This window comes from Prochlorococcus marinus str. MIT 0919 (assembly GCF_027359375.1).
Classification (GTDB): domain Bacteria; phylum Cyanobacteriota; class Cyanobacteriia; order PCC-6307; family Cyanobiaceae; genus Prochlorococcus_D.
Map to the genome: position 1 here is coordinate 593394 of NZ_CP114779.1, position 24741 is coordinate 618134.

The 24741-nt window shown below is 33.9% G+C and carries 25 protein-coding genes; 15 read left to right on the forward strand and 10 right to left on the reverse strand.

Translation table 11 applies throughout. The annotated features are described in order from the left end of the window. Positions 1-3 precede the first annotated feature (3 nt). Positions 4-585, reverse strand: a complete 582-nt coding sequence (locus tag O5635_RS03340; protein WP_052042953.1) for a photosystem I assembly protein Ycf4 — start codon at positions 583-585, stop codon at positions 4-6. Positions 586-760: 175 nt separating this feature from the next. On the opposite strand from O5635_RS03340, the gene psbD reads away from it, so the two are divergent. Both psbD and psbC read left to right on the forward strand, forming a co-directional pair. Continuing rightward, positions 761-1837: a photosystem II D2 protein (photosystem q(a) protein) gene (psbD, locus tag O5635_RS03345; RefSeq protein WP_036902535.1), complete on the forward strand. Its 1077-nt coding sequence runs from the start codon at positions 761-763 to the stop codon at positions 1835-1837. Next, entirely contained in the window at positions 1821-3203 is a 1383-nt protein-coding gene (psbC, locus tag O5635_RS03350; RefSeq protein ID WP_036902534.1) for a photosystem II reaction center protein CP43, read from the forward strand. The genes psbD and psbC overlap by 17 nt, the downstream gene beginning before the upstream one ends. 91 nt (positions 3204-3294) lie before the next feature. Here the strand turns inward: psbC and O5635_RS03355 are convergent, their stop codons facing one another. Continuing rightward, the gene (locus tag O5635_RS03355) at positions 3295-3921 is read right to left on the reverse strand and encodes a nucleoside triphosphate pyrophosphatase (protein WP_241462960.1); all 627 of its coding nucleotides are present in this window, start codon (positions 3919-3921) and stop codon (positions 3295-3297) included. Positions 3922-3988: 67 nt separating this feature from the next. Between O5635_RS03355 and O5635_RS03360 the strand changes: the two genes are divergently transcribed. Genes O5635_RS03360 through O5635_RS03370 form a run of 3 tightly spaced genes read left to right on the forward strand, consistent with a single transcriptional unit; the run spans position 3989 to position 6122 of the window. After that, entirely contained in the window at positions 3989-4363 is a 375-nt protein-coding gene (locus O5635_RS03360) for an Npun_F0494 family protein (protein WP_036902532.1), read from the forward strand. Continuing rightward, on the forward strand, positions 4360-5874 hold the full coding sequence (locus O5635_RS03365; protein WP_269607954.1) for a cobyric acid synthase: 1515 nt from the start codon (positions 4360-4362) through the stop codon (positions 5872-5874). The genes O5635_RS03360 and O5635_RS03365 overlap by 4 nt, the downstream gene beginning before the upstream one ends. A 14-nt stretch (positions 5875-5888) precedes the next feature. Then, the gene (locus O5635_RS03370; protein ID WP_241462959.1) at positions 5889-6122 is read left to right on the forward strand and encodes a 2Fe-2S iron-sulfur cluster-binding protein; all 234 of its coding nucleotides are present in this window, start codon (positions 5889-5891) and stop codon (positions 6120-6122) included. Between the two features lie 43 nt (positions 6123-6165). On the opposite strand, the gene O5635_RS03375 is transcribed toward O5635_RS03370, so the two are convergent. Then, positions 6166-7311 carry a hypothetical protein gene (locus tag O5635_RS03375; RefSeq protein ID WP_036902529.1) on the reverse strand — a complete coding sequence of 382 codons (1146 nt, stop codon included), beginning with the start codon at positions 7309-7311 and terminating at the stop codon, positions 6166-6168. Positions 7312-7448: 137 nt separating this feature from the next. Here O5635_RS03375 and O5635_RS03380 point away from each other — a divergent pair, with 137 nt between their 5' ends. From O5635_RS03380 to O5635_RS03395, 4 genes are all read left to right on the forward strand, one after another. Then, entirely contained in the window at positions 7449-8432 is a 984-nt protein-coding gene (locus tag O5635_RS03380) for a GDP-L-fucose synthase family protein (protein WP_036902528.1), read from the forward strand. 166 nt (positions 8433-8598) lie between these two features. Next, a complete protein-coding gene (gmd, locus tag O5635_RS03385; protein ID WP_036902527.1) occupies positions 8599-9699 on the forward strand; it encodes a GDP-mannose 4,6-dehydratase in 1101 nt (366 codons plus the stop codon). 64 nt (positions 9700-9763) lie between these two features. Further along, positions 9764-10615 (forward strand): sugar phosphate isomerase/epimerase family protein, encoded by an 852-nt coding sequence (locus O5635_RS03390; protein WP_036902526.1) that lies wholly within the window; start codon positions 9764-9766, stop codon positions 10613-10615. A 1-nt stretch (position 10616) separates the two neighbouring features. After that, positions 10617-12056 carry an aminotransferase class I/II-fold pyridoxal phosphate-dependent enzyme gene (locus O5635_RS03395; protein ID WP_036902525.1) on the forward strand — a complete coding sequence of 480 codons (1440 nt, stop codon included), beginning with the start codon at positions 10617-10619 and terminating at the stop codon, positions 12054-12056. 22 nt (positions 12057-12078) lie between these two features. Here O5635_RS03395 and O5635_RS03400 read toward each other — a convergent pair whose 3' ends face one another. Continuing rightward, the gene (locus O5635_RS03400) at positions 12079-12780 is read right to left on the reverse strand and encodes a cytidylyltransferase domain-containing protein (protein ID WP_036902524.1); all 702 of its coding nucleotides are present in this window, start codon (positions 12778-12780) and stop codon (positions 12079-12081) included. A gap of 28 nt (positions 12781-12808) precedes the next feature. Then, complete coding sequence (locus O5635_RS03405; protein ID WP_036902523.1) at positions 12809-13603, reverse strand: hypothetical protein; 795 nt, start codon at positions 13601-13603, stop codon at positions 12809-12811. Positions 13604-13918: 315 nt separating this feature from the next. On the opposite strand from O5635_RS03405, the gene O5635_RS03410 reads away from it, so the two are divergent. The 3 genes from O5635_RS03410 to O5635_RS03420 all read left to right on the forward strand — a co-directional run bounded on the left by O5635_RS03410 (position 13919) and on the right by O5635_RS03420 (position 16444). Further along, entirely contained in the window at positions 13919-14773 is an 855-nt protein-coding gene (locus O5635_RS03410; RefSeq protein ID WP_036902521.1) for a hypothetical protein, read from the forward strand. 146 nt (positions 14774-14919) lie between these two features. Continuing rightward, positions 14920-15579 (forward strand): hypothetical protein, encoded by a 660-nt coding sequence (locus O5635_RS03415; protein ID WP_193742025.1) that lies wholly within the window; start codon positions 14920-14922, stop codon positions 15577-15579. Further along, positions 15554-16444 carry a class I SAM-dependent methyltransferase gene (locus O5635_RS03420; RefSeq protein WP_081934290.1) on the forward strand — a complete coding sequence of 297 codons (891 nt, stop codon included), beginning with the start codon at positions 15554-15556 and terminating at the stop codon, positions 16442-16444. Before O5635_RS03415 ends, O5635_RS03420 begins: the two co-directional genes overlap by 26 nt. A gap of 42 nt (positions 16445-16486) precedes the next feature. Here the strand turns inward: O5635_RS03420 and O5635_RS03425 are convergent, their stop codons facing one another. Then, complete coding sequence (locus O5635_RS03425) at positions 16487-17488, reverse strand: N-acetylneuraminate synthase family protein (RefSeq protein WP_269607960.1); 1002 nt, start codon at positions 17486-17488, stop codon at positions 16487-16489. Positions 17489-17564: 76 nt separating this feature from the next. Beyond that, positions 17565-18260, reverse strand: coding sequence for a pseudaminic acid cytidylyltransferase (pseF, locus tag O5635_RS03430; RefSeq protein WP_036902516.1), 696 nt, complete (start codon positions 18258-18260; stop codon positions 17565-17567). A 499-nt stretch (positions 18261-18759) separates the two neighbouring features. On the opposite strand from pseF, the gene O5635_RS03435 reads away from it, so the two are divergent. After that, positions 18760-19191, forward strand: coding sequence for a hypothetical protein (locus O5635_RS03435; protein WP_036902514.1), 432 nt, complete (start codon positions 18760-18762; stop codon positions 19189-19191). 85 nt (positions 19192-19276) lie between these two features. After that, positions 19277-20332, forward strand: coding sequence for a pseudaminic acid synthase (pseI, locus tag O5635_RS03440; RefSeq protein WP_206537195.1), 1056 nt, complete (start codon positions 19277-19279; stop codon positions 20330-20332). 19 nt (positions 20333-20351) lie between these two features. Here pseI and O5635_RS03445 read toward each other — a convergent pair whose 3' ends face one another. From O5635_RS03445 to O5635_RS03455, 3 genes are all read right to left on the reverse strand, one after another. Beyond that, positions 20352-21032, reverse strand: a complete 681-nt coding sequence (locus tag O5635_RS03445) for a hypothetical protein (RefSeq protein WP_052042951.1) — start codon at positions 21030-21032, stop codon at positions 20352-20354. Continuing rightward, positions 21029-21718, reverse strand: a complete 690-nt coding sequence (locus O5635_RS03450) for a PIG-L deacetylase family protein (protein ID WP_036902512.1) — start codon at positions 21716-21718, stop codon at positions 21029-21031. Before O5635_RS03450 ends, O5635_RS03445 begins: the two co-directional genes overlap by 4 nt. Positions 21719-22031: 313 nt before the next feature. Next, on the reverse strand, positions 22032-22496 hold the full coding sequence (locus O5635_RS03455; RefSeq protein WP_036902510.1) for a GNAT family N-acetyltransferase: 465 nt from the start codon (positions 22494-22496) through the stop codon (positions 22032-22034). Positions 22497-22846: 350 nt separating this feature from the next. Between O5635_RS03455 and O5635_RS03460 the strand changes: the two genes are divergently transcribed. Next, entirely contained in the window at positions 22847-24592 is a 1746-nt protein-coding gene (locus O5635_RS03460) for a carbamoyltransferase C-terminal domain-containing protein (protein WP_269607967.1), read from the forward strand. Positions 24593-24741 lie beyond the last annotated feature (149 nt).

The following is a 24741-nucleotide window of genomic DNA, read 5'->3' on the forward strand; positions in this document are numbered from 1 at the left end:
ATCTCAATTTGCCAAACCTTCTAAATCCACCCCTAGAAATCTTGCCAATTCCGCACCTTCTTGTTCTAACTCCAAAAGGGGTTGAGGGGCTCCAGCGCCATTGATAGGAAGATCTTTTCTACCTTGCACTCTTAAACATATTCTTCTTTTTGCATTAAACCCTTCACGAATTTCCATTTTTACAGCTTTAATATCCTCAAGAGGTATCTCAACTTTTAACTCTTTAAAAAAACCTTTTCTAGAAACCATCAGAGACCCTTTATTTTTGTCAAAGGTGTTTAAGCCTGATCCGAAATCCACTGCTACTAAAGACCATAAATATATTGCTGCCAGAGAGCCTGCTATTCCATAAAGTCCCATAATCAACCCTTGAGGCACAAAAATTAGAGTAGAAGGACTGCCCAAAGGTAAAAAGTCTCTTCCAAAATAACTAGAGGCAGATGCGAGCAAAAAACCAACGCCTCCAATACTAAGCATTGAGGAAACTATGTAATTTGATACTTTTTTGGAACCCTTAATACTTTGTTCAAGATAGGTTTCTGATTGGTTTTCCATTTTGGAGGATTCTTGTAAATCAGCTGACATGGCATGCCATTACTGAAGATATTCTCTAATAGATAGCCTGATTAGAGTATAAAAACCATTTTTCCGAATGATTAGCAATACAACAAGGGGTTTCATCTAATAAAAATATTCCCCGTTGCGTATTCCTAATTGTTAAAGTCACCCAGTATCCAAAAAGCTAAGCAACGTTGCTCTCATGACGATAGCTGTTGGTGGCGCCCAAGAAAGAGGATGGTTCGACGTCCTTGATGACTGGCTTAAGCGCGACCGCTTCGTATTTGTTGGTTGGTCTGGTCTTCTACTTTTCCCTACTGCCTATTTGGCAATAGGAGGGTGGTTTTTAGGCACAACCTTTGTCACTTCCTGGTACACCCATGGTGTAGCCAGCTCTTATCTGGAAGGTTGTAATTTCCTTACAGCTGCTGTTAGTACCCCTGGAGACGCCATGGGGCATAGTCTCCTATTCCTATGGGGACCAGAGGCCCAAGGCAGTCTTGTTCGTTGGCTGCAACTTGGTGGACTATGGAATTTCGTAGCTCTTCATGGAATATTTAGCCTTATTGGCTTCATGCTTCGTCAATTTGAAATTGCAAGACTTGTAGGAATACGTCCATACAATGCACTTGCATTTTCAGCTGTAATAGCTGTTTTTTGCGCTTGTTTCCTTATTTACCCTTTAGGACAGCACAGTTGGTTCTTTGCTCCTTCTTTTGGGGTTGCAGCTATTTTCCGCTTTATCCTTTTTATTCAAGGTTTCCATAACATCACTCTCAACCCTTTCCACATGATGGGAGTTGCTGGGATTCTTGGAGGAGCTTTGCTTTGTGCAATTCACGGAGCTACAGTTCAAAACACTCTTTATGAGGACACAAGCATCTATACAGGTGGCAAGGTTCAAAGTTCAACTTTTAGAGCTTTTGATCCAACTCAAGAAGAAGAGACTTATTCAATGGTTACTGCTAACCGTTTTTGGAGTCAAATCTTTGGAATTGCCTTCTCAAATAAAAGATTCCTTCATTTCTTAATGCTCTTCGTTCCTGTAATGGGAATGTGGTGCGCAGCTATAGGCATTGTTGGGTTAGCTCTTAACCTAAGGGCCTATGACTTTGTAAGCCAAGAGATAAGAGCTGCTGAAGATCCAGAGTTTGAAACGTTTTATACCAAAAACATCCTTTTGAATGAAGGTATGAGAGCCTGGATGTCTTCTGTGGACCAGCCACACGAAAACTTTGTATTCCCTGAGGAGGTACTCCCACGTGGAAACGCCCTTTAATAGTCTTTTAAAAGCTCCAAACCAAAGTATTGAAGAGACTGGTTATGCCTGGTATGTAGGCAACGCACGTCTAATTAATCTTTCGGGAAAACTCTTAGGAGCACATATCGCCCATACAGGTCTAATGGTCTTTTGGGCAGGAGCAATGATGCTTTACGAGGTGAGTCACTTCACCTTTGACAAGCCAATGTGGGAGCAAGGTTTAATCCTTATGCCACATGTAGCCATGTTTGGTTATGGGATTGGTGCTGGAGGCGAAGTTGTAGATGTAATGCCATATTTCCAAGCTGGTGTTGTCCACCTAATTGCCTCGGCAGTACTTGGTTTTGGTGGCATTTACCATTCACTTGCTGGACCAGAGAAATTAGAAGAAGAGTTTCCATTCTTCTCTACTGACTGGAGAGACAAAGATCAAATGACAACCATTCTTGGACGTCATTTGTGTGTACTTGGTCTTGGAGCAATAGCTTTCTCAGTTAACTGGCAGTTCCTGGGTGGTCTTTATGACACTTGGGCACCAGGTGGCGGTGAAGTTCGCTTAATTACTCCTACAACTGATCCAGGGATTATCTTTGGATACCTTTTCCAAACACCCTGGGGTGGTGGTGGAAATATGGTAGGAGTTAATTCAGTTGAAGATATTGTTGGCGGACATTATTACCTAGGAATTATTGAATTAATAGGTGGCCACTTTCATATGCAAACCAAACCATTTGGTTGGGCTCGAAGAGCCTTTATATGGAATGGAGAGGCCCTACTAGCCTATGCCTTAGGTGGAATCTGTGTAGCAAGTTTCTATGCATCTGTTTTTGTTTGGTTTAACAACACTGCATATCCATCTGAGTTCTATGGTCCAACTAATGCAGAAGCATCTCAAGCACAAAGTTTTACTTTCTTAGTAAGAGACCAGCGTATTGGCGCAAATGTTGGCACCACAATGGGACCAACAGGTTTAGGTAAATACTTAATGCGTTCCCCAACTGGTGAAATCATCTTTGGTGGAGAGACAATGCGTTTTTGGGACTTTAGAGGTCCATGGCTAGAGCCTCTCAGAGGAGAGAATGGATTAAGTTTGGATAAAATCCAAAATGATATTCAGCCTTGGCAAGTACGTCGAGCAGCCGAGTATATGACACATGCTCCAAATGCTTCAATCAACTCAGTTGGTGGAATCATTACCGAGCCAAATGCAGTTAACTTCGTTAATTTGCGTCAATGGCTTGCTGCTGCTCAATTCTTCCTAGGATGGTTTACCTTTATTGGTCACCTTTGGCATGCTGGAAGAGCGAGAGCTGCTGCTGGCGGATTTGAAAAAGGTATAGATCGCAAGACTGAGCCTGCTCTATCAATGCCTGATCTAGACTAATTTCTAGAGCTAAATAAATTAAATTGCATTTAAAAGCCCTCAATTAACCATTGAGGGCTTTTTTTATCTCTTAGGGAATTATTAATACATCTCACAACTCAAAACCAACTTTAAAACATGAGTCTCTTAACCAAGGCAGGCTAAGTCCAATCACATTGCTATAACAACCTTCTATTGATTCAATTAACGTAGCTCCTTTACCATCGATAGCAAATCCTCCTGCACAACAAATTGGCTCGTTAGTTTTCACATATTTCTCAATCTCTAAATCTGCAAGTTTTGCGAAATTAATTTTAGTTGTAATAACATTAACAATCATTCCAGAATACTTTGGTGAACTGGTAGATACATTTGGTCGCATAATCAAACAATGGCCTGTATGAATGTATCCACTTTTAGAAGACATCTTGGATAACCTATCCATAGCTACTTTTTCAGTTTTGGGTTTCCCATAGATTTGACCATCAAACTCAAACAATGAATCGCAACAAAGTATTGCTATCTCTTTGCAATCAAAAATACTATTTTGAGTTTTGTTAGAAATTTTTGATAAAACAGCCTTAGCCTTAGCAACTGCAAGAGATTGAACCAACTCCCCAACATCAGATCCAGAAAATTGATCTTCATTAACATCACTTACAATAACCTTATGTTTTATATCAACTTGCTTGAGAAGATTTCTTCTAGCTTTTGAAGCAGAGCCAAGTATCAGCATCATGAAATCAGAATTAAAATCAATCTACTCTTAAATTTTTCAAGCTTAGAAGCTATTTTTTTTAGAAGCAATGGAATTAATTGATAAACACATTTTAAAACGGACAAGTAGAGCAATTAAATGCCTTGCTCTAAATTCCAATTTTTACAAAGACGTCGAATCAAATGGCTTAACTGCAAAGAATGTTTTTGAAATGAGAGCTAGGTATTCCAATAAAAGCTTGCATTGGTTCAAGGATTCTGAATGCATTGAAAGTGCATTTAGATGGTTAATAACAATTGGGGTTCTAAGGCGTGAGGTTGACGGACAAGGCTTAACATCAAAAGTTCGACTAACACCATTAGGAAGGCAATTTCTTCAGATGAACCCCGATCTTCCAAATCAACAAGCCAACTTATACGAAAGGTTTAGAAACTGGTTGTTTAGGAAACTAATTCTTCAATGATAATAAATTCAACCTCAAAACCTTTAATGGTGCTTGGTACGTCAAGTGGTGCTGGCAAATCTTTAATGGTGACAGCTATTTGCAGAGTTTTAAGTAACCAAGGGGAAAGACCTATCCCATTTAAAGGCCAAAATATGAGCAACAATGCATGGGTCGATAATAATGGGGGGGAAATGGCTTACTCCCAAGCATTGCAAGCATGGGCAGCGAGGGTTGATCCGATATGTTCGATGAACCCTATCCTTCTAAAACCTCAAGGTGATTGCATTAGCGAAATAATTCATCTTGGAGAAAGCGTAGGAATTACAAAAGCCAAAGATTACTACCAAAACTGGTTTAATTTAGGATGGGAAGCAATTCAAAAAGGACTGAAAATATTAGACAGTGACTTCCCTAATGGGAGATTGATTATAGAAGGTGCGGGAAGTCCAGTAGAGGTAAATCTTAAACATAGAGACCTTACAAATTTACGTATAGCAAAATATCTAAATGCGAATTGCCTTTTAATAGCGGACATAGAGCGAGGCGGTGTTTTTGCACAATTAATAGGTACTCTTGCACTCCTAAGTCCTGAGGAGAGGGAATTAGTAAAAGGAATAATAATTAATCGTTTCAGAGGAGATAGCTCATTATTTGACTCAGGTCGAGAATGGATTGAAAAAGAAACTAATATTCCTGTTTTAGGTGTAATGCCTTGGTTAAACGAAATTTTCCCTCCAGAAGACTCATTAGACCTACTCGAACGAAAACCTACTAAACCATTTTCAGAGATAGAAATAGCGATAATTCAATTGCCTTCCTTAAGTAATTTCTCAGATTTAGATCCGTTAGAATCAGAAGATAGTGTGAAATTAAAATGGGTCAAACCAGGCAATTCACTAGGGAATCCTGATGCAGTGATTATCCCTGGGAGTAAACAAACAATTAAAGATCTTCAAAAGCTAAATACAAGTAATCTTGCGACAGAAATAAAAGAGTTTGCAAAAAAAGGTGGTGAAGTTTTTGGAATATGTGGTGGTTTACAGATGTTAGGGGAAACACTTGAAGACCCCTATTATATAGAAAATCTAAAAAGTGATAATGCCAAAAATCAATACGAAGGTCTGAAACTACTTCCTATTAAGACAATATTTAAAAAAAGTAAGTCTCTTTTAAAACGTGAAGTATTAGCTCTTTGGCCTCAGAAATGTATAATTTCTGGCTTCGAACTTCATCACGGCTTTACTCAATCAATTGACTCATTTTCTGAAGAGTTACAACCATTTAGCGAGGACTCACTACTGGGTTGGGTAAGTAATAGAGATGGGACAGGAATAGTTAGTGGAACGTATCTTCATGGAATCTTTGAGAATGGCGAATGGAGGCGGTATTGGATTAATCAAATAAGAAGAAAAAAGGGACTTAAACCATTAGCCATTCATCATAAAAACTATATTATTGAGAGAGATGAATTAATAAATCGCCTATCACATTCGTTTCAAAAGCATATTAATCTTCAAAGGATTCTTTAAAAATGAAGGAGAAGATGATTCAAATAAATTGGCCAAATGGTAAAACTTCGATTGCAAAAGAAGGTACAAACTGGCTTGAAGAAGCTTGCAAAGCAGGTTTTGACATACCTACTGGGTGCCTAAAAGGCAGCTGTGGGGCTTGCGAGATAGAAGTGGAAGGAAAGACTTTAAGAGCCTGTATACATTCAATTCCTAAAACAAATTCAAGCAAATTGAATGTGGCTTTATTTTCTGATCCTTACTGGTAAATACATCGCTATATATATAGCAATCTTTAGGAAGCAATTAATTTTAATTTTTACTAAAAACTTCTGATGCAATAATTTCCCAAGAAAATTTATCTGATGAAGACTTCATTTTTACATAATTCTCCAAATAATTATCATAATTAGATTGATCAACCTCAGGGATTTTATAAATCTTTTCTAAGTCCTGCGAATTAAGAGCTGGTACATTTAAGAAAGTAGAAAATTTGACAATAGATTTAAAGTAAATACTTTTTTTACTTAGCTCATTTGGTATCAAAAGTATTATTGGTTTCATAAATAAAACTGCTAGCTGAATAGCAGTTGAGCAATGGGCAATAACAAGACTTGATTGAGCAATCGCCTTAACTGTATCCAAATTAGTTATTGGAATCTTATATAGTGATGATGATTTTGAATAATTAGCCCTAGGGTGTAACTTGATCAATGGATTTAATGCCAACTTCTTTGCAAGAAAATTTAGGTTATTGGAGATTTCTTGAAAGTATTTTGCCTCACTTACAGGCGGCTCCACTTTTAGGTTAAATAAATCGCAGTGGCAGGGGAAATCTTCATCTAAAAACAAAATCGTATTAGAAGTTTCTATCGAATTATTTTTTAATATGAATTTTTTATAATTATCAAAATCTAAATTGTGTACCTTTACTACTGTTTTATTAGATTTAGTAAATTTATTAAAGTCAAAAGATCCCCCAACAGCGATCCTATCTGTTGAGGCAATCTTCCAAGGTAATGACAAGAAATAGGTGACAGCAGACTTGGGTAAATTTAAAGTTTTCCTGCAGAAAGATTGGTTTCTTGGGAGGCTAGGATACGGGTAAGATGTTAGCTTATACTGGATAATTTTTGCTTTCAATTTAATAGATAATCTAATAAGTACTCTCTTTAAATAATTTTCAATTGAAAATCCCCCCAAAATATCAACACACCAATCAGGCGAGAATTCAAAAACTTTTTTTATAAAACTTGATAAGGAGTAACAGCTATAAACCACTGGGGATTTAAATCTTATCTGATTACCATTAATATAATTTTCAAATCTTGCGTTCAAGAAGGGAGTGCAATCTATGACCAATACAGAATAACCAATAGATAATAACTCTCCTATGCCAAAACGAATATAATCCCTTTCTGTAAATGGCGATAGTACACAAAAACAAATTCTTTTCATTAACTTTAATTATTTAATAGTATTTAAGAGTGAAGTCCTGAATCATATTTCAGTGTAGGAGCAATCCTAAAATTTTCAAACAAAGCAGAAGGTAAAGAAAGTTTTAAGTTAAGATTCTTTATAAGGTTTAAATATATATGGAAACATCATCGAACCAGAGACTTATTCACTTAGAAGACAGAATCTTCGTAGCAGGCCATAGAGGAATGGCAGGCAGAGCAATTGTAAAGTCTTTAAAACAAGATAACTACAAATACATTCTTACTGCTGAAAGACATGAGCTAGATCTTTGTGAAAAAAAAGATGTTCAGAATTGGTTCAAAGCCTATAAGCCTTCTGTAGTTATCCTTGCAGCAGGAAGAGTGGGTGGAATAAAAGCTAATTCTAAATACCCATATGAATTCTTAATTGAGAACATATCCATTCAAAACAGTGTGATAAATACTGCATGGAAAGAAGGTGTTAGGCGTTTATTGTTTTTAGGGAGTAGTTGTATCTATCCAAAATATTCAGAGCAACCCATTCAAGAAGAAGCTTTGCTTAGTGGGATTCTAGAACCTAGTAATGAGTGGTACTCAATAGCTAAAATTACAGGCATAAAATTATGTGAAGCTTTAAGAAGGCAATATAACTTCGATGCCATAACGCTTATACCTCCAAACCTTTATGGCCCAGGCGATAAATTTGACCTTGAAAATGGTCATGTAATGGGAGCAATGATTCGGAAATTTTCAGAGGGCTTTAATAATGATTTAAAAAAAGTTGCATGCTGGGGGAGTGGCTCCCCTAAGAGAGAGTTTTTACATGTCAGTGATCTTGCCTCTGCATGCAAATTTGCCCTTGAATATTGGAACCCTTCCGACAAATCTTCACCCACAACCTCTGACGGATCAAAGCTCTACTATTTAAATGTAGGCTCTGGAGAAGAACTAACCATTCAAGAGCTAGCATGTTTAATAGCAAAATCAACTGGCTATAAAGGAGAAATCGATTGGGATAGAAGCAAACCTGACGGAACTCCACGCAAAATATTGGATTCATCAAGATTTCAAAAGTTAGGCTGGAAACCGACTATATCTTTGGAGGAAGGTATAAAAACTTGTTGTTTAAGCTATGACTGACCTCATAATTGCAATAAACCAAAGATGGACGAATCTTTTAACTGTAAAAGGCTTTAATGGCAACAGAAGGCTATGCACTAAGAAAACTAAATTGAACAATTCTTTTAAAAATCCCACAAACCTTTAATCACTTTCTTGTATCTCCACTTGAAGAAATACAATAAAAATGATGAGCACTAATCCCAAAGTCGCACTTATTACCGGTATTACCGGGCAAGACGGCTCATATCTAGCTGAACTATTGCTAGATAAGGGCTACATAGTTCATGGAATAAAGCGTCGAGCAAGCAACTTTAATACCTCGAGAATTGACCATCTATATCAAGATCCACATGAACCAAACCCAAGAATTGTTTTACATTATGGAGATCTTACTGATAGCACAAATTTAATTAGAATTATCCAACAGATTCAACCGGATGAAATATACAATTTAGGTGCTCAAAGTCATGTTGCAGTAAGTTTTGAGAGTCCAGAATACACTGCAAACGCAGATGCCTTAGGCACCTTGAGAATTTTAGAAGCAGTAAGAATACTAAAATTAACCCAAAAAACTAGAATTTATCAGGCAAGTACATCAGAGCTATATGGCCTGTGTCAAGAATCACCTCAGAAAGAAACCACACCTTTTTACCCACGCTCTCCTTATGCAGTAGCAAAGTTATATTCTTATTGGATAATAGTTAACTATCGAGAAGCATATGGCATGTACGCCTGCAATGGAATTTTGTTCAATCATGAATCTCCGCGAAGAGGAGAAACATTTGTCACAAGAAAGATCACAAGAGGTCTAGCGAGGATAGATGCTGGCTTGGATGAATGTTTGTATATGGGCAATTTAGATGCTCTAAGGGATTGGGGACATGCTCGTGATTATGTTCAAATGAAATGGAAGATGCTTCAACTAGAGACTCCTGAGGATTTTGTGATAGCAACTGGCCGACAAGAGTCAGTTAGAAAGTTTATTCAACTAGTAGCTAAAAAGCTAGGATGGGGAAAAATTGAATGGGAAGGTAAAGGTTTGAATGAAATTGGGAAAAGATCAGATGGGAAAGTAGTGATAAAAATTGACCCAAGATATTTCCGACCTTCAGAAGTTGACAATTTACTAGGAGATGCAAGCAAAGCAAGAGACAAACTAGGTTGGGACCCCAGCTCAAGCTTAGAAAATTTAGTTTCAGAGATGGTTGATCTTGATAAGCAAGAAGCTGCTAAAGAAGTAACACTAAAAAAAGAAGGCTTTAAGGTTATTGGCAGTAAAGAATAAATCTTAGATATATTAAAATGATAATAAAAAATCTACTCAAAACTATAAATTTGCATCTCACAAAGTGACTATTTTCCTTTCTACAGGTGGCTATAATAAAAAGACTGCTTTAGAAGCATCTAAAGATTTTTACAGCAATGGTATAACTGCTGTCGAACTATCTGGCGGTGTTCATTGTCCTAATGCTATAGAGGAAATTGTAAAGTTAAGAGCAAAGATAGATTTCCAAGTCCACAATTACTTCCCCCCTCCAGAAGAGCCTTTTGTCCTAAATCTAGCTTCTAAAAATCCTGATATTTCAGAACTTAGTATTAAACATATATATAAGGCTATGGAGTTATCCTTAAGACTTGATCAGCCTAGATATAGTTTTCATGCAGGTTTCCTAATTGATCCTAAAGTGGATCAACTCGGGAAAAGAATTAAAAAAAAACAACTTCTTTCAAGAGATCAAGGATTAAAATTATTTATTGATAGGCTAAATATAATTTCAGAGAGAGCAAGGGAACTTGGAGTTGATTTACTTGTTGAAAATAATGTCATATCTAAAGCAAACTTCAAAGAGTTCCAATCTGACCCATTTCTAATGAGTACTTGTGAAGAATGCATTTATGTAATGAAAAATACACCTGATAATATAAATTTGTTAGTTGATTTGGCTCACTTAAAAGTTTCAGCCACAACTCTTTCATATAATCCCATAGAATTCCTTAATCTTGTATCTAAATGGATAAAAGGCTATCACTTAAGCGATAACAATGGAATAAGAGATGAAAATAAACCTGTAACTTTAAACTCTTGGTTCTGGCCATATCTTAAAAAAGATCTACAATATTATAGCTTAGAGGTGTATAACACAGCAACTTCTGAACTATTGAACCAACAATTGATAGTTAAGAGTTTTTTAAATAGTTAATATGGAATTTCTAAAGTCATTAGTTGCGCAAAGTGATATGACATTAAAAGAAGTAATGATAATTATTTCTGAAAATAAGCGTGGAATATGTTTCATTTTAGATAATGAAATACTTGTTGGGTTAGTAACTGATGGTGATATCAGAAGGGCAATTGTTAGTGGGTCAATTTTAAAAGAACCTATATCTAAAATAATGGTAAGAGATTTTATATCCCTTCCGGTTGAAAGTGATGAGAGGTTAATTAGGGAAACATTCAAGCCAAACTTAAAACTAATACCTTTAATTGATAACAATGGGTGTCTAGTAGGCGCTGCAGATCAACTTGGCTCTCATAGGATACCCTTGTTAGAGCCTTTCCTTAAAGGCATGGAATCGCAATATGTTCTTGACTGCTTGGAAACCAATTGGATCTCTTCGCAAGGGGAATATGTAAGAAGATTTGAGCAGCAGTTTAAAGTAATGCATTCTGAAATGGAATCCTTAGCTGTATGCAATGGAACCATTGCATTACACCTTGCTCTTTTAGCTCTTGGTATCAAATCAGGGGACGAAGTAATTGTTCCGGATATTACTTTTGCAGCTACTGCAAATTCAGTTATCTATTGTGGAGCGAAGCCTGTATTTTGCGAAATAAATAAGAAAACTTGGTGCATAGAGCCTAACGAAATAAGAAAGCTGATTACAACTAATACTAAAGCCATTATACCTGTCCATTTATACGGTCAAGTTTGTAATATGAACGAGATTATTTCAATTGCAAAGGAAAATAAATTGCTTTTAATCGAAGATTGTGCCGAAGCATTAGGTAGTAAAAGGGATGGCAGGCCTGTTGGTACATTCGGAGATGCTGCAACATTTAGTTTTTATGGGAACAAGACCATTTCAACTGGGGAAGGAGGGATGGTTCTTTTTAAAGATAAAAGTATCGCCAGCGAAGCTAGAATTATTCGTGATCATGGAATGAAACCCGACAAAAGGTATTGGCATGAAGTGGTTGGGTATAATTATAGGTTAACAAATTTACAAGCCGCTTTAGGTGTTGCTCAGTTTGAAAATCTAGATAATATTTTAGCTCGGAAGAAAAAACTGTTAACTGAATACCAAAATAAACTAATGGGAATTAAAGGTATAAAAATGCTACCTTATATAGAAAAGAAAATTTACCATTCAAATTGGTTATATACATTGATACTAGAAGAGAGTATTGATAGAGATAGACTTATTAGAAACTCAAGAGGAAGAGGAGTAGATATACGCCCTACATTCTATCCACTTCACAAAATGCCTCCATATGAAAAATATAGAAAATCATCAGGTTTAGAAATTAGCAATAATATCGCTTCAAATGGTATTTGCCTACCATCCTCGGCAAGCCTAAGAAGTGATGAGTTGATCTATGTTGTAGATATATTGAAAGATTCAATTTTGGAAATGTTTTAATTTTGAATAAAAATTAAAATAATTAATTGCTTAGATTATTAAGTAATTGATACTCTGCAAAGTGAAAATCTTCAATACTATCAATATCGACCGGATATCTATCTTTACTTTTATAAAATTTTGTTGAAGCATGAAAAAATGTTCTTCTGCCTTTTAAAATATTTAATTCAGAAAAATAAAAATTTCCATTAATGAAATAATATCCGCCTGGATAGGATTGCCTGTTTACTCGGCCGTTAGGATCTACGATATAACTCCATGAATCCGTTGTATCATCTAATTTTACACATTCACAAGGGTGCTCCCTCATTTCACTTACGGATACTAATGTTTTATAGTTCTGATTAACAAATAATTCCATTGATTTATTAATCTCATTTAAACTTCTTATAGGGTAAGTTGGCTGTAAAAGCAAAATTGATTTAAGGGAAGGGTTTAAATTATCTATTATCCAATCGCTAGCATGAATGAGTGTATCTATTACAGAAGAATTGTCAGAAGCAAGGTAAGAAGGTCTTTGCAAACATTCAACACCATACTCTTCTCCTCTCTTCAGGATATCTAAAGAGTCACTAGTTAAAACTATATTGCTTACACAACTAAGTTTCTTCGCAAGCTCTATAGAATAATCTACCAAAGGCTTTCCATAGAGTTTCTTGAGATTCTTTCCTGGTAGACCTTTTGAGCCTGATCTTGCAGGAATAATTACTGCTAATTTATGCATGGGAAACGAGTTAGATAATATCTTGTGATCAAGGGTTTGCTTTCAAACGGTTAAGTTTGATCATTTTTTCATACCATAGATCATGACCTTCTTTCTTAACTTCTGAAATACCATGAAGAGTAAGTCTTACAACAAATCCACGCTCAGCTGAAGGAGGGACAGGATCTGCAAAGTGTAAGCTTCTTGAATGATGAATAGTGCAGTCACCTGGCCTATAATTCGGCTCAAATGTATCAAAATTGATAACATTTGGATTTGATATTGTCAATGAAAAGCCTTTGGCTTCGGAAGGCTTATGTGCAAAATCTATATCGGATGAATTAATATAATATTTCAGACCTCCTTTAGAAGCATATTCTTCATTAATAGGTATATAAAAAGTCAAACCAGATCCATTTATTAGACCATAATAAGCGTTGTCTTGATGGGGGGGTATGGCAGAGCCCAATGGACAACGGGAATGTATTTCTAGGCTATTTAAATAAACTTTTTGTCCAAGAAAAAAAGTTGCAATTTCGAAAATATTAGAATTAATGAATTTACCGAACAATTCCCTGGATTCATTCAAAGGGTATTCAAAATATTTAATGTATTTACGACCATCTATCTCATCAACTGAAAGCCCCTTTTTATCAGAAGAATACTTCGCAATAATATCACTTTCATTATCGACCAAATAATTTAGAGCTTTCGAGCAAATACTTTTATCTACAAGCTGGCGAAGCTGTATTGCGCTAGTCTTATTAAAGATAGTTTTTGCGTGTGCTGAAAATATTTCGCCTTGACTGAATATTTGATTAGGTTTCTGATTTACCTGGTTCATAGATTTAATTATAATTGAGCAAAATCAAAGTAATTACCAGGGATAGTCTGGGAAAGGCTTCAATGGAATTCCTAAAAATAATGTCCTAAGCAGGAAGAAATTAAAACTATAATAGATTAGAGGGGCTAGAACTAGAAACAAAAAGTACAACTGTAATATTTTTTACAACTAACTATAATTGCTAATTCGCAATACATTAGTCAAATATTAATGTAATAGGGACGATCAAATATGGAATTGGTTTAGTTAGAAATGGTTAAATTAGTACTATTGACATTAGTAAGATATAGAATAAGTAAGAATAGTTCCTGAAGGATGAGTTCATATTATCCAATTCCGTGTGATTTCTATATAAATCCTGGTTCAAGCAAATCAAAGGTCTCTTCATCAATAACTCTAATTAATATGGCAAGTAATCGCATTGAAATGAATTATGAAATTAAAAGCAGTGATATACACTATTGTATATACTATATAAAAGATTATTGCTGGATAAAATATAGTCAAATTAATTGTGCTTATGGAGATTATATAGAGATAAAGCGTGGTGATCTTAATTTGCCAGAAACAACCATGGCAGTAGTTGTAAGATCTAATAAAAGTGACAACCCCGATAGATGCTTAATTCTCCCGGAGCCATATTCTTCTAGAGTTGACAAAAGTCCAATAGCAGAGAGGGCTTCTTACAACTTCACCTTTGGAAGCTCAACATCCTCTTATCAAGGAGAGTATCCCCACATGCTTGCTAAAGCTATGAAAAGTTCATTTTTAACTTTTGACACTCTAAGGCAAGACAATGTTGAAGGTTGTAGTTCATTTATGCTTCTTATGAATCTAAAGGTAGATGCTAGAGCTAGGGACGAATATGAAGTATCAATATTTAGAAGTTCAGACCGAAAAGAATTAGACAACCTAAAAGTTAAATGTAATTCATTTATTTCTTACAAACTGCCTGATAATCTAAAGGCAACCAGTAATGCTAGCAATGATAATTTGTTTATTATATGCAATAAGGCAACATTTATTCCTATATTTATCACTGCTGGAATAAGCAATTTAAAATATCAAATCACAGTTGAACATACTCATCCTCCTAGTGAACTTTTTTGGCCGTACAAAAATAATTTATCGATCAAAAAGCTAAGAAGCAATTGGGTCAAAGGAATATGAATACAATTATGGAGTTTTTGACTACTAGAAAAAGAAAACTTGTAAATAGATTTCTAGAGAGAGATTATGAGCCATATAACTTAATGTCACGAATATTACCTAGAAAATCTTATAGTGATTTCTTTATATATTCGAGAGGGTGCTATATGAACACTTTTATTGCTGAGAATATCTACGCACTATTCGAAGGGAGACAAGTAGAAGTTTGTCATATGCTTAGATTTTACGACAAATATGGCAAGCAAATAAAATCGCATAAAATAATTGATAGTAATTACTTTTCAAGGATGGAACTGCCTTCTATAAAAGAAAAGAGTGAATATATATCATTTACTCATGAATCATATAAAATTAAAAATAGGAATCTGACTTTTAGGAATGAAAGTAATATTCATAGCCAACATAGAGGATACTCTGTATATACGAAAATTAATGGTAGCTTAGGTAGTGTCGTACATGGCAATTTTGGTGGCATATATCCACCTAATTTATTTCTAAGTGCAGCAAAGCAGAGAAATAAGCTTTATTGCTACACACCAATGTATGTTTTCAATAAGTTTAACCATTACCACCTCGTATTTAATAATCCCACCAAAATAAATTTGAAAGTAGATTTAAAAGAAAATTATAATAGAGATTCAACTATAATATCTAGTAAATCCATACCACCTTTTGGTACAGATTACTTTGATATTATAAACTATGAAGGTACTATTTCATTTTACTCAAAGCTTCCGATATGCAGGTGCTTAATATTTAAGAATCCAAGTCTTGAAGAAAATGACTTCGATGTCTTTCATTCGTAAAAATTCAAATGCTAGAATCCTTATAAAAGAATCAGGCATGATGGCTTTTAAGCTACTAAAATTAATTAAAAATCCTCTAAAAATAATTAATCTGATAAAATTAGAATATCTAGAGTTTAGGTGTAATACAAACAAAAGAATAGATTCCCAAACTAAAATATATAAAGAACTTGGCCTGCAAAGGGATAAGAGTATTAAGCATTTAAATGTAATACTTAAACAATTAGGATTAAATAAATACGATGAGGACTATGGTATGTACTCAGAACATTTAATTATATTCGCAGGAATAGCGCTAGAGAAGAAGAATATAGATTCTGTACTTGAAATTGGAACATATGATGCTATTAGCACAACAATTTTGTCTGCATTATTTGAGAACTCAAAAATATATACAATAGACTTGAAAAATAATGACCCTATTTATAAGCAGACATATAGTAGAGAAGATAGCGAAATAAGAAATAGATTTAATATTGCCAGGGATAAGATTATAGCTTCCAGAAATAATATAGAGTTTATCCAAATGAATTCCTTGGCAATAATGCAAACCACACTTCGCAAGAAAAAGTTTGATCTAATATGGATAGATGGCGCACATGGATACCCTTTTGTCTGTTCAGATATAATGAATTCAATTGCTTTAGCACATCAATCTACCATTATTATGTGTGATGATATTTGGGAGAGTGTTGATAAAAGTGATCAAATATATAAATCTATAGCAAGTTGGGAAACATTGAATTGCTTAAAATATGCTGAACTAATAGATTTATATTTTTTCTTGAAAAGAGTTGGAAAGATTCACCTGAATAATAAAAAGTTTATAGCTTACTTTAAACTTAAAGACCTCTCAACTATATAAATATAGTTTATAGAAATAATTAAAAGATATAAAAATGTAAACCTAACTTAAATTTTCCCATTTAATAAATTTACCTCTAATTATTGATTTAATAACCTTGCGTCCTAATATTTGATTTAGTTGATCTATTGATATGCCATCTATGGCTGGCCGAATAGCATAGATATTTTCATAATTTATATAATCTCCGATCTTTAAATCTTTCTTAGCTACAATTCCTTTTTTAGATATCTTAGACATACCAATTTCACTTTCTCTACATTTTTTACTTTCTGAGCCAAGAATATTTTCTACTCTTCTTAACTCCTCCACATATGATTTCATTTCCTTAATATCAGATGATGCGTAATGATCTGGTCCTTGGTCTGATCGGCATAAAGTAAAGTGTCTTTCAAAGAATCGTACTCCAATTGATGCACAAATAATCGCAGATGTAATTCCTTCGCTATGATCTGAAAAGCCAATCTCATTATTAGGTAAACTATTTTTCATAGTGGTTATACATCTTGCATTAATATCAGAGTCAGGGCATGGGTAAGCTGAAACACAATGAAGGATAGTAGGGTTAATGCTTGAATAATTGACCAAGCAATCTTGGACCTCATTAATAGATGACATTCCAGTTGCTAATATAATTTTTTTTGTATTGAATGAATTCAAGCATTTATGAATAAACTGATCCCCAAGATCTGCTGATGCAGTTTTAAACATTCGAACACCTATTTTATAAGCTTCTTCAGCAGATAGAGGATCATAAGGTGTGGTAATAAAATCTATCTTCTTATGATTTGCATGCTGTAATGCTTTTTCAAGCTTATCATCATTAAATTCCAATCGCTTAATCATTTCATAATGTGATTCCGACTCTGAGCTGGACCTAAGTTGGTAATTAACCTTGGGTGCGTTTAAAGAAACTAACCTATTAGCATAGAAACTTTGAAATTTAACAGCGTTACAACCACATTCAACAGCGGCGTCGATTAATTTTATTGCTTTTTCAAGTGATCCATCATGATTAACTCCAATTTCCGCAACTATATACATGTGGGGATAAGCAATAATTGGATTATCTCGTACATTATAGGCTTCTAATTAAATTATAAAAAATTGTCTCACATGATCATTCTGCTTTCTTGCTGATTACTTCATGTAATACTTCAGCTCTAAGTAAATCCTCCATTGTATCTATATCCTGCACCCGCCATCTTGGAAGAAGTAAAGGGTATCCATTGTTAAAAATATTAGCTGTTTGCTTCCACGCTGTAGGGCTCGCCCAGTAAAACTGACCAGCATCATGAAAAGATTCTGTTAAATCCTGACTTAGTACGTTGTAATTCTCAGGATAAAACATACTAGAGCGTCCATCAGACCCTATCTTTATAGACCTCTGAATAGGGAAAGGGAAAGAGGTGGCTGTAAAAACAAATGAAGTTAAATCTATAGTGTTCAACAATTCAAAAGCTTTATAAAGATCTGATGATTTAACGAATGGTGCTGTAGCTAAAAGACAACACACTGAATTAATACTAAAAGAATTGCTTTCAAGCCATTCAATAGCCTGTCTAATGACAGGCTGAATACCTATTTGATCAGTAGCAAGATGAGACGGTCTTAAAAATGGAACTTCTGCTCCTTGTTGAAGTGCTATTTCTGCAATTTCCTTGTCATCCGTACTCACAATAACTTTTTGGAAGCATTTTGAATCTATAGCGGCCTTTATTGACCATGAGATCATAGGCTTCCCTCGAAAATTAATTACATTTTTCCTGGGGATGCGCTTGCTTCCCCCTCGGGCTGGAATTAAAGCGATATTCATCAAAACCTTGCTTTATAATCTTTTAAAATTAAAAATTACATTTAATTATATATAAATCCAAGGAAATTTCAAATTTTAAAGCATTTACTATAGAAGAAGTTTACAAAGGATTTCCTTTAGGACAATAACAAGAATAAGTTTGATTTTAAAATCAACGATGATTAATGTAGTTTATTGCTCTACTATTGAAATAAGAGTTGATAATATCTGGAGAATAATTAAGGCATTAATGAATTCAAAGCAGTGCATAGGTTGCTATTGCCTAATTACAGTGAGAAGGTTGTCTGTGCATAATGATTTGATTTAGCCTATGATAATTACTGGTTAAAGCTGAAATATAATAGAATATATTCCTATTAGAATAATAGATATAAAATAAGAGTTGCTTTTACAACTTCTTTAATAAATTAGATTAATGCTAGCCCTATAACTGATATAAGTAAAGGGTTTGATATTTTAAAGAATAAAGTGCTAGAATAAGAAAAATATTTGCTTTAATATGATTGCCTTAGTAGAAGTAAATGTAGATGATGCAGACCACATTAAATATTTATATACTCTTTTGCAAAATAAAAAGTTTAATATTAGCCATGAATCAATTCCAACATTTGAAGAACATATAATTTTTGTCAAGTCCTGTAAATATAGAAAATGGTACCTAATTAAAAAGATGAACAAGTATCATGGATCGGTATATTTAACAAATGAAAATACAATTGGTATCAATACAAGTTCAAATAAATATGAGGAGTATGTTGAAATAATTAAACTAGTAATTAATAATCATGTTCCATTAGCACCAATAGCATCAATTAGATCTAAGTATTTTATTATCAATGCCAATCCAGACAACTCTAACTTGATCAAGGCTTTAAAACATCTAAAAATGCATCATATTCAAAGTTCTTATGCCTATAAGACAAATTTATAATCGCTATCTCAGTTGAGAGTTAATTAAAATCTGTACAATTATATTAAGAGGAGATATATTTAATATGAATTAACAGGTCCTGAACATGTTTGAAATTAATGGTAAGGAGATAGGCCTGGAAAAACCTCCTTACATCATTGCCGAGTTATCTGCTAATCATAATGGCTCGATTGTAAAAGCAAAGGAAACGATTCGATATGCAAAGGATTGCGGGGCTGATGCAATAAAATTACAAACATATAATGCCGATTCTATGACAATAAATTGTGACATGGAAGATTTTATAATAAAGGAAGGTTTATGGGATGGGTACAAACTTTTTGATTTATATGAAGAGGCAAGCACTCCTTATGATTGGCATCATGAATTATTTAATTTCGCAAAAGAAATAGGCATAACAATATTTTCAACTCCTTTTGACGAGGAAGCTGCTGATCTTCTAGAGAACTTGGATGTACCAGCATATAAAATTGCATCTTTTGAGTTAACTGACCTTCAATTAATTGAATATGTCGCAAAAAAAGGAAAGCCAATGCTTATTTCTACTGGCATGGCAAGCCTTGAAGAAATTTCTGAAGCTATAGATACGGCTTTTTTGGCAGGCTGTAAAGATATTCTTTTATTTCATTGTATAAGTAGCTATCCTACGCCTACTTCTGAAGCAAATATTAAAACAATTGATTTTTTAAGAGAGAAGTTTAACGTTGAAATAGGTCTTTCTGATCACACCAGATCTAACACTTCTGCTTTGGCAGCTATCTCTTTAGGAGCTGTAGCTATAGAGAAGCATTTTATAATTAGTAGGGAAGATAAGGGGCCAGATAGTGATTTTTCTATAGAGCCTAAGGAACTAAAAGAACTTGTACTTAAAACAAAGTCATGCTGGGAGGCTTTAGGAACTAAAGAATTGAAAAGATCACCTCTTGAAATTAAAAATAAAATCTTTAGAAGGTCATTGTATTTTGTTAAAGATATAAAAGCAGGCGAAGTTATTACTAAAGATCATGTGAGAAGAATTCGACCAGGATATGGTTTGGCTCCAAAATACTTAGATCAAATTATTAATAAAACAGTTTCTGTAGACCTTGTACGTGGTGATCGTGTTTCATGGGATGTTATAAACAAATCAAATTTTAATTGAATTTTACAGATAATATTAGCTACTCTTTATTTTTATAGGATATTTTAATTTTAGCTGATATCTCGTTATTCTTAATTTCAGCATTAGTGAATTCAATCTTATATTGACCAAAACTAATATAAGAACTTTTATAATCTTTTCCATCAACCATTCTTATCCTGTCATAAATCTCATCTAAAGAAAATGCCGAATTTAATTCGTTATCCTTATAGCTAAGTCTTTTAAAAGTATATGGATCTCCTTCTTGATCTATTGGGGTAGGTTTATTAATACAAATATATATAATCATATCCTCTATGAGTGCACCTATCCGCGCAAAAATGCTATCGATATTACCTTTCAAGGAAACTTCTTGTTTGCAATAAATTGGTCCAGCATCCAAAGTCTCATTGATTCTTAAAGCACATACCGGTGATTTTTTAAAGCCCTTTAAAATTAGGTTTTGAACTGGTGAGCCACCTCTCCCGTATGGAAGAGGTGCTGTATGAAATAATATGCATTCATATCTATTATAAATTTCTGAATCTATTTTCCAGCTCCAATGTGGAAAGAAAATATAACGTGGATTAATTTTTTCTAAGTTCTCTATTGAAAGATCTGCTCTGTCAGAAATATAATCTATCGATAATTGCCTATATTCCTCTGATTTAGGAAGATTTAAAAACCAATCTTTTGATGTTGCTACTACATAATTCATCATCTTTCTATTTTCCTAATGATCTCGAAGGCCTCTGCATAAGATAGACCAACTTGATTACCCCTATATTTAGCCAAGTTTTCTATGCCGGCTATGGATCTTGAGTGAGGTGATTTGCGAATTTCGTTAGAATATATTTGTAATGCACATAATTTTTTGTTCCACCATTCGGAAATATTTATATACAAATTTGGAGAAAATGAATTTGTTATGGATTTGTGTCCATAGTCTGTAGAAGATGGAACTTCAAATGTGCGTATTTCTTGCCAGATTTCTTTGTCCTGTGGCCTAAATGCAGTGAATGTAGCTTGGTTTACTACCCTATGATCAATATTCAAATCGGCTGAGCTATGAGTATAAATTAAATATGGCTCTATTTCCTTCTTTGCTTCTTCAATGAATTTAATAATATTGAGAACTGGAACTGAATCCATAGCATTATCAGGGAAATTTCCACCTTTTAACCATTTGAACCCTAGAACATTAGATGCTTCATATGCTGCTTTAGCTCTAATATCGATTTCCTCTTGTTTGACATTTTCTCTTGCTCCTATCCCATTGGTCATAGATAAAGCGTAAACTTTGTCTCCATTAGATACATGCTTAGCTATCGTTGCGCCTAGTCCTAGAGTTTCATCATCTGTATGCGCTACTATGATTAGAACTTTATTATTAGTATCATTGTTCATTTTAATTACTTGAAGCAGTGATGGTTAGATTTACTTGAATAAATCTAGTTTGATATTTTCATAATAAGCCCGAAAGGCATATGTGCAGAGTGAGAGTAACCCGATCTATAAACTACTCAAGGTATGGGTACAATCGTTGAAAAAGTCGCCTACCAATAAATTTGCCCAAAATTGTTGATAAAATGATTTTTGTTCTAATCACTGATAGAAATCAAGTAATTATAGATTTGTGATATAAAATTGGTTTAGCTAAGAGACTTGGTACAAAATGAAAGGATGCTTGATTCTATAATATTTGTTAATCAAAAAAACCTTAAATAGATAATTCAAATATAGTTGTTTGAGAATTTAATACAGAAGAAATAAAGCCACAAGAAGTGAAGATCCTGATACTTGATAAGTTATGATTTTTAATTTCAGCTCTAATCAATCTACAAGATTTTACTTCTTGTGAAAATATTTTTATAGATTTACCAAGTAAAGCTTTACCAATACCTTGGCCCCTATTGCTTGGAGAGATATTAATACTAATATCAAAAGACTTATTAGTCATAAAGCAATTATCAAATCTAACAACTCCTATTGGTAAATCCTTTAGAATCCCAACATATAACTTTCTAGAATTATCCTCTATAAGCTTTTCATACCAAATCATATGTTCTTCCCATGAGATTTCATCCTCACTAATAAACATTCTTCGAGTGAGTGGATCATTACGCCACTGCCATATCACTTTAGAATGTTCATATCCAGCTTTGACTACTTCTATTCCACTCATGTTTCGCTAAATATCTTAAAGTTTTTAGTGGTCATTTTATAATATAATTATATCATAACTCATTTTCGCCTAAGTGTTTAAAATTTCTTATCTACATGTTGCTTTTACTATTACATTAAATAAAGCTCAAAAGTTATCACTCAAGCAAATTTAAGCAGAATAGACTCAATTTATCAACCTGATAGGTTAAATGTATTAGATAAGTATGACAAAGAATTTTGTAAGAAGATTTGGATATTCACTGGCAAAAGGGAAGTAAGGAGTGTGGCAAAATATTTGACAAATTTTGAAAGCTACATAGCTTGTTTGTAAAGTTGGTATAATTAGATTTACTTATTTGCTAACGTAAATTGCTAATTCTTGGCCTAAATGCTTTCGAAATTAATTCCTCAGCAGCTTTTATTAAAGATGGGGAAGTACTTTTTGCTATGTGTGAGGAAAGATTTAGCCGAATTAAGAGAGATAAATCATTTCCATTTAATTCAATAAATGCTGGGTTGTCTCATCTGGAAATTAATTTTTCTGAAATTGATGCAATTGCTGTTGGCTGGAATCCTATTGTAGAAGCTACTAAAATAAATGGTATTTTGCCTAACAGGCCAAGAGAACTGTACTTTTATAAATTAGTTGAAGCTTTTTTATCACAATCAAATAATTTAGATAAAGATTTAGATTGGTCTATGATTAGGACATCAGGAGAAAGCATTCCTGATATCTACTTTGTTAGACATCATTTAGCTCATGCTAGCAATGCAATATATCAATCACCCTTTAAAGAAGGAGACTTTTTAAGTCTTGATTTTATGGGTGAAAGAGAAACTGGAATCTACGGCTTGTTTGATCAAAGTAATATCAACAAGAAATACATATCAAAGCAACCATCTTCAACAGGGGCTTTTTATGCAGCTATTACTGAATTACTAGGATATAAGAGTGATTCTGATGAATGGAAGGTAATGGCATTAAGTGCTTGTGAATCGGATAAAAATAAGGTTGATAAGTATATTCAAGTTTTTAAGGAAAGTACACTTGAAGAAGGCATTGCGCCATTTTTAAAAAATGAATACTTCAATACAGATCAGCCAAGAGAAAAGTACCTAACAACCAAACTGCTAAGAGAAAAGCTAGATTGCCCAGAACTTATTAATAATAGGAATGATCTAGAAATAAGAAGTTGGCAGATTGATGTAGCAACAGCAATGCAAACTTTTATCACTGATTATACATTTAGAGCTCTTAAAAAAGTATCAAAAGAACACAATTCAAACCGAAAAAATATTTGCTTGTCAGGTGGCTTCTTTATGAATTGTGTTTTTAACGGTCAGTTAGAAAGATCATCATTATATAAGAACGTATTTATATCACAATCACCTGCCGATTTAGGTAACTCAATTGGGTCTGCGATGTTTACATACCATAATATACTATATGGGAAAAGAAGGATTAGAGATTCTCAGGTTTTATTTACTGGGAAGTCATTATCAGAAGAACCATCAAGAATAATGGATAAATTCCAAATACCGTATAAATCATATAAAGAACAAAAAAGCTTAGTAGAAGATATTTATAAATACTTAAAAGAGAATAAGGTAATAGCCATTTGTAGTGGCAAATCAGAATTTGGTGAGAGGGCTCTTGGTGCCAGAAGTATTATTTGTATTGCATCAAAATCGGAAAACAAAGCCTTGATCAACGAAAAAATAAAATATAGAGAGGATTACAGACCTTTCGCTCCAGTGTGTTTAAAGAGCCAAGCTTCTAAATATTTTGAAGTTGAAGATGGATACTCTTGTGCAGCAATGGAGAAGGTTGCATACGTAAAGGAAGAGTTTGTAAAAGATTTGCCCGCTATTACTCATTCTGACGGTAGTGCTAGGCTTCAAACTATTGACGATGATACTGAAGGTCTATTGGTGAGTATTTTAAAATTTATGTATGATCAGAAGGAAATACCAGTATTAATAAATACTTCATTCAACCTAAATGGTGAGCCAAATGTTGAAACAGAAATAGATGCTATAAGGACTTTCTTTACTAGTGGTCTAGATGTTCTGGTAATAAGTAATTTAATAATCTTAAAAAACAATCTGATCTAATTAATTTTATATACTCTGCTTGACTTGAGGTTTTATGAAGTTATCAGTTATTTGATACACCTTAAATGGCCTAATAGGTAAAATACAATGCATAGAACTTCTTTGAGAAAGATAATATTAAGGATTGATCAGATAAAAGGTACTCCAGA

Coding starts and splice junctions, on each gene's coding strand:
- O5635_RS03360 (WP_036902532.1), top strand. CDS start 3,989: ATGGAATTAATTGATAAACACATTTTAAAACGGACAAGTAGAGCAATT.
- O5635_RS03450 (WP_036902512.1), bottom strand. CDS start 21,718: ATGAACAATGATACTAATAATAAAGTTCTAATCATAGTAGCGCATACA.
- O5635_RS03375 (WP_036902529.1), bottom strand. CDS start 7,311: ATGAAAAGAATTTGTTTTTGTGTACTATCGCCATTTACAGAAAGGGAT.
- O5635_RS03455 (WP_036902510.1), bottom strand. CDS start 22,496: ATGAGTGGAATAGAAGTAGTCAAAGCTGGATATGAACATTCTAAAGTG.
- O5635_RS03395 (WP_036902525.1), top strand. CDS start 10,617: ATGGAATTTCTAAAGTCATTAGTTGCGCAAAGTGATATGACATTAAAA.
- O5635_RS03340 (WP_052042953.1), bottom strand. CDS start 585: ATGTCAGCTGATTTACAAGAATCCTCCAAAATGGAAAACCAATCAGAA.
- O5635_RS03410 (WP_036902521.1), top strand. CDS start 13,919: ATGAGTTCATATTATCCAATTCCGTGTGATTTCTATATAAATCCTGGT.
- gmd (WP_036902527.1), top strand. CDS start 8,599: ATGATGAGCACTAATCCCAAAGTCGCACTTATTACCGGTATTACCGGG.
- O5635_RS03380 (WP_036902528.1), top strand. CDS start 7,449: ATGGAAACATCATCGAACCAGAGACTTATTCACTTAGAAGACAGAATC.
- O5635_RS03415 (WP_193742025.1), top strand. CDS start 14,920: ATGAACACTTTTATTGCTGAGAATATCTACGCACTATTCGAAGGGAGA.
- O5635_RS03370 (WP_241462959.1), top strand. CDS start 5,889: ATGATTCAAATAAATTGGCCAAATGGTAAAACTTCGATTGCAAAAGAA.
- O5635_RS03445 (WP_052042951.1), bottom strand. CDS start 21,032: ATGATGAATTATGTAGTAGCAACATCAAAAGATTGGTTTTTAAATCTT.
- O5635_RS03435 (WP_036902514.1), top strand. CDS start 18,760: ATGATTGCCTTAGTAGAAGTAAATGTAGATGATGCAGACCACATTAAA.
- O5635_RS03420 (WP_081934290.1), top strand. CDS start 15,554: ATGACTTCGATGTCTTTCATTCGTAAAAATTCAAATGCTAGAATCCTT.
- psbD (WP_036902535.1), top strand. CDS start 761: ATGACGATAGCTGTTGGTGGCGCCCAAGAAAGAGGATGGTTCGACGTC.
- O5635_RS03365 (WP_269607954.1), top strand. CDS start 4,360: ATGATAATAAATTCAACCTCAAAACCTTTAATGGTGCTTGGTACGTCA.
- O5635_RS03425 (WP_269607960.1), bottom strand. CDS start 17,488: ATGTATATAGTTGCGGAAATTGGAGTTAATCATGATGGATCACTTGAA.
- O5635_RS03405 (WP_036902523.1), bottom strand. CDS start 13,603: ATGAACCAGGTAAATCAGAAACCTAATCAAATATTCAGTCAAGGCGAA.
- O5635_RS03400 (WP_036902524.1), bottom strand. CDS start 12,780: ATGCATAAATTAGCAGTAATTATTCCTGCAAGATCAGGCTCAAAAGGT.
- pseF (WP_036902516.1), bottom strand. CDS start 18,260: ATGAATATCGCTTTAATTCCAGCCCGAGGGGGAAGCAAGCGCATCCCC.
- O5635_RS03355 (WP_241462960.1), bottom strand. CDS start 3,921: ATGATGCTGATACTTGGCTCTGCTTCAAAAGCTAGAAGAAATCTTCTC.
- pseI (WP_206537195.1), top strand. CDS start 19,277: ATGTTTGAAATTAATGGTAAGGAGATAGGCCTGGAAAAACCTCCTTAC.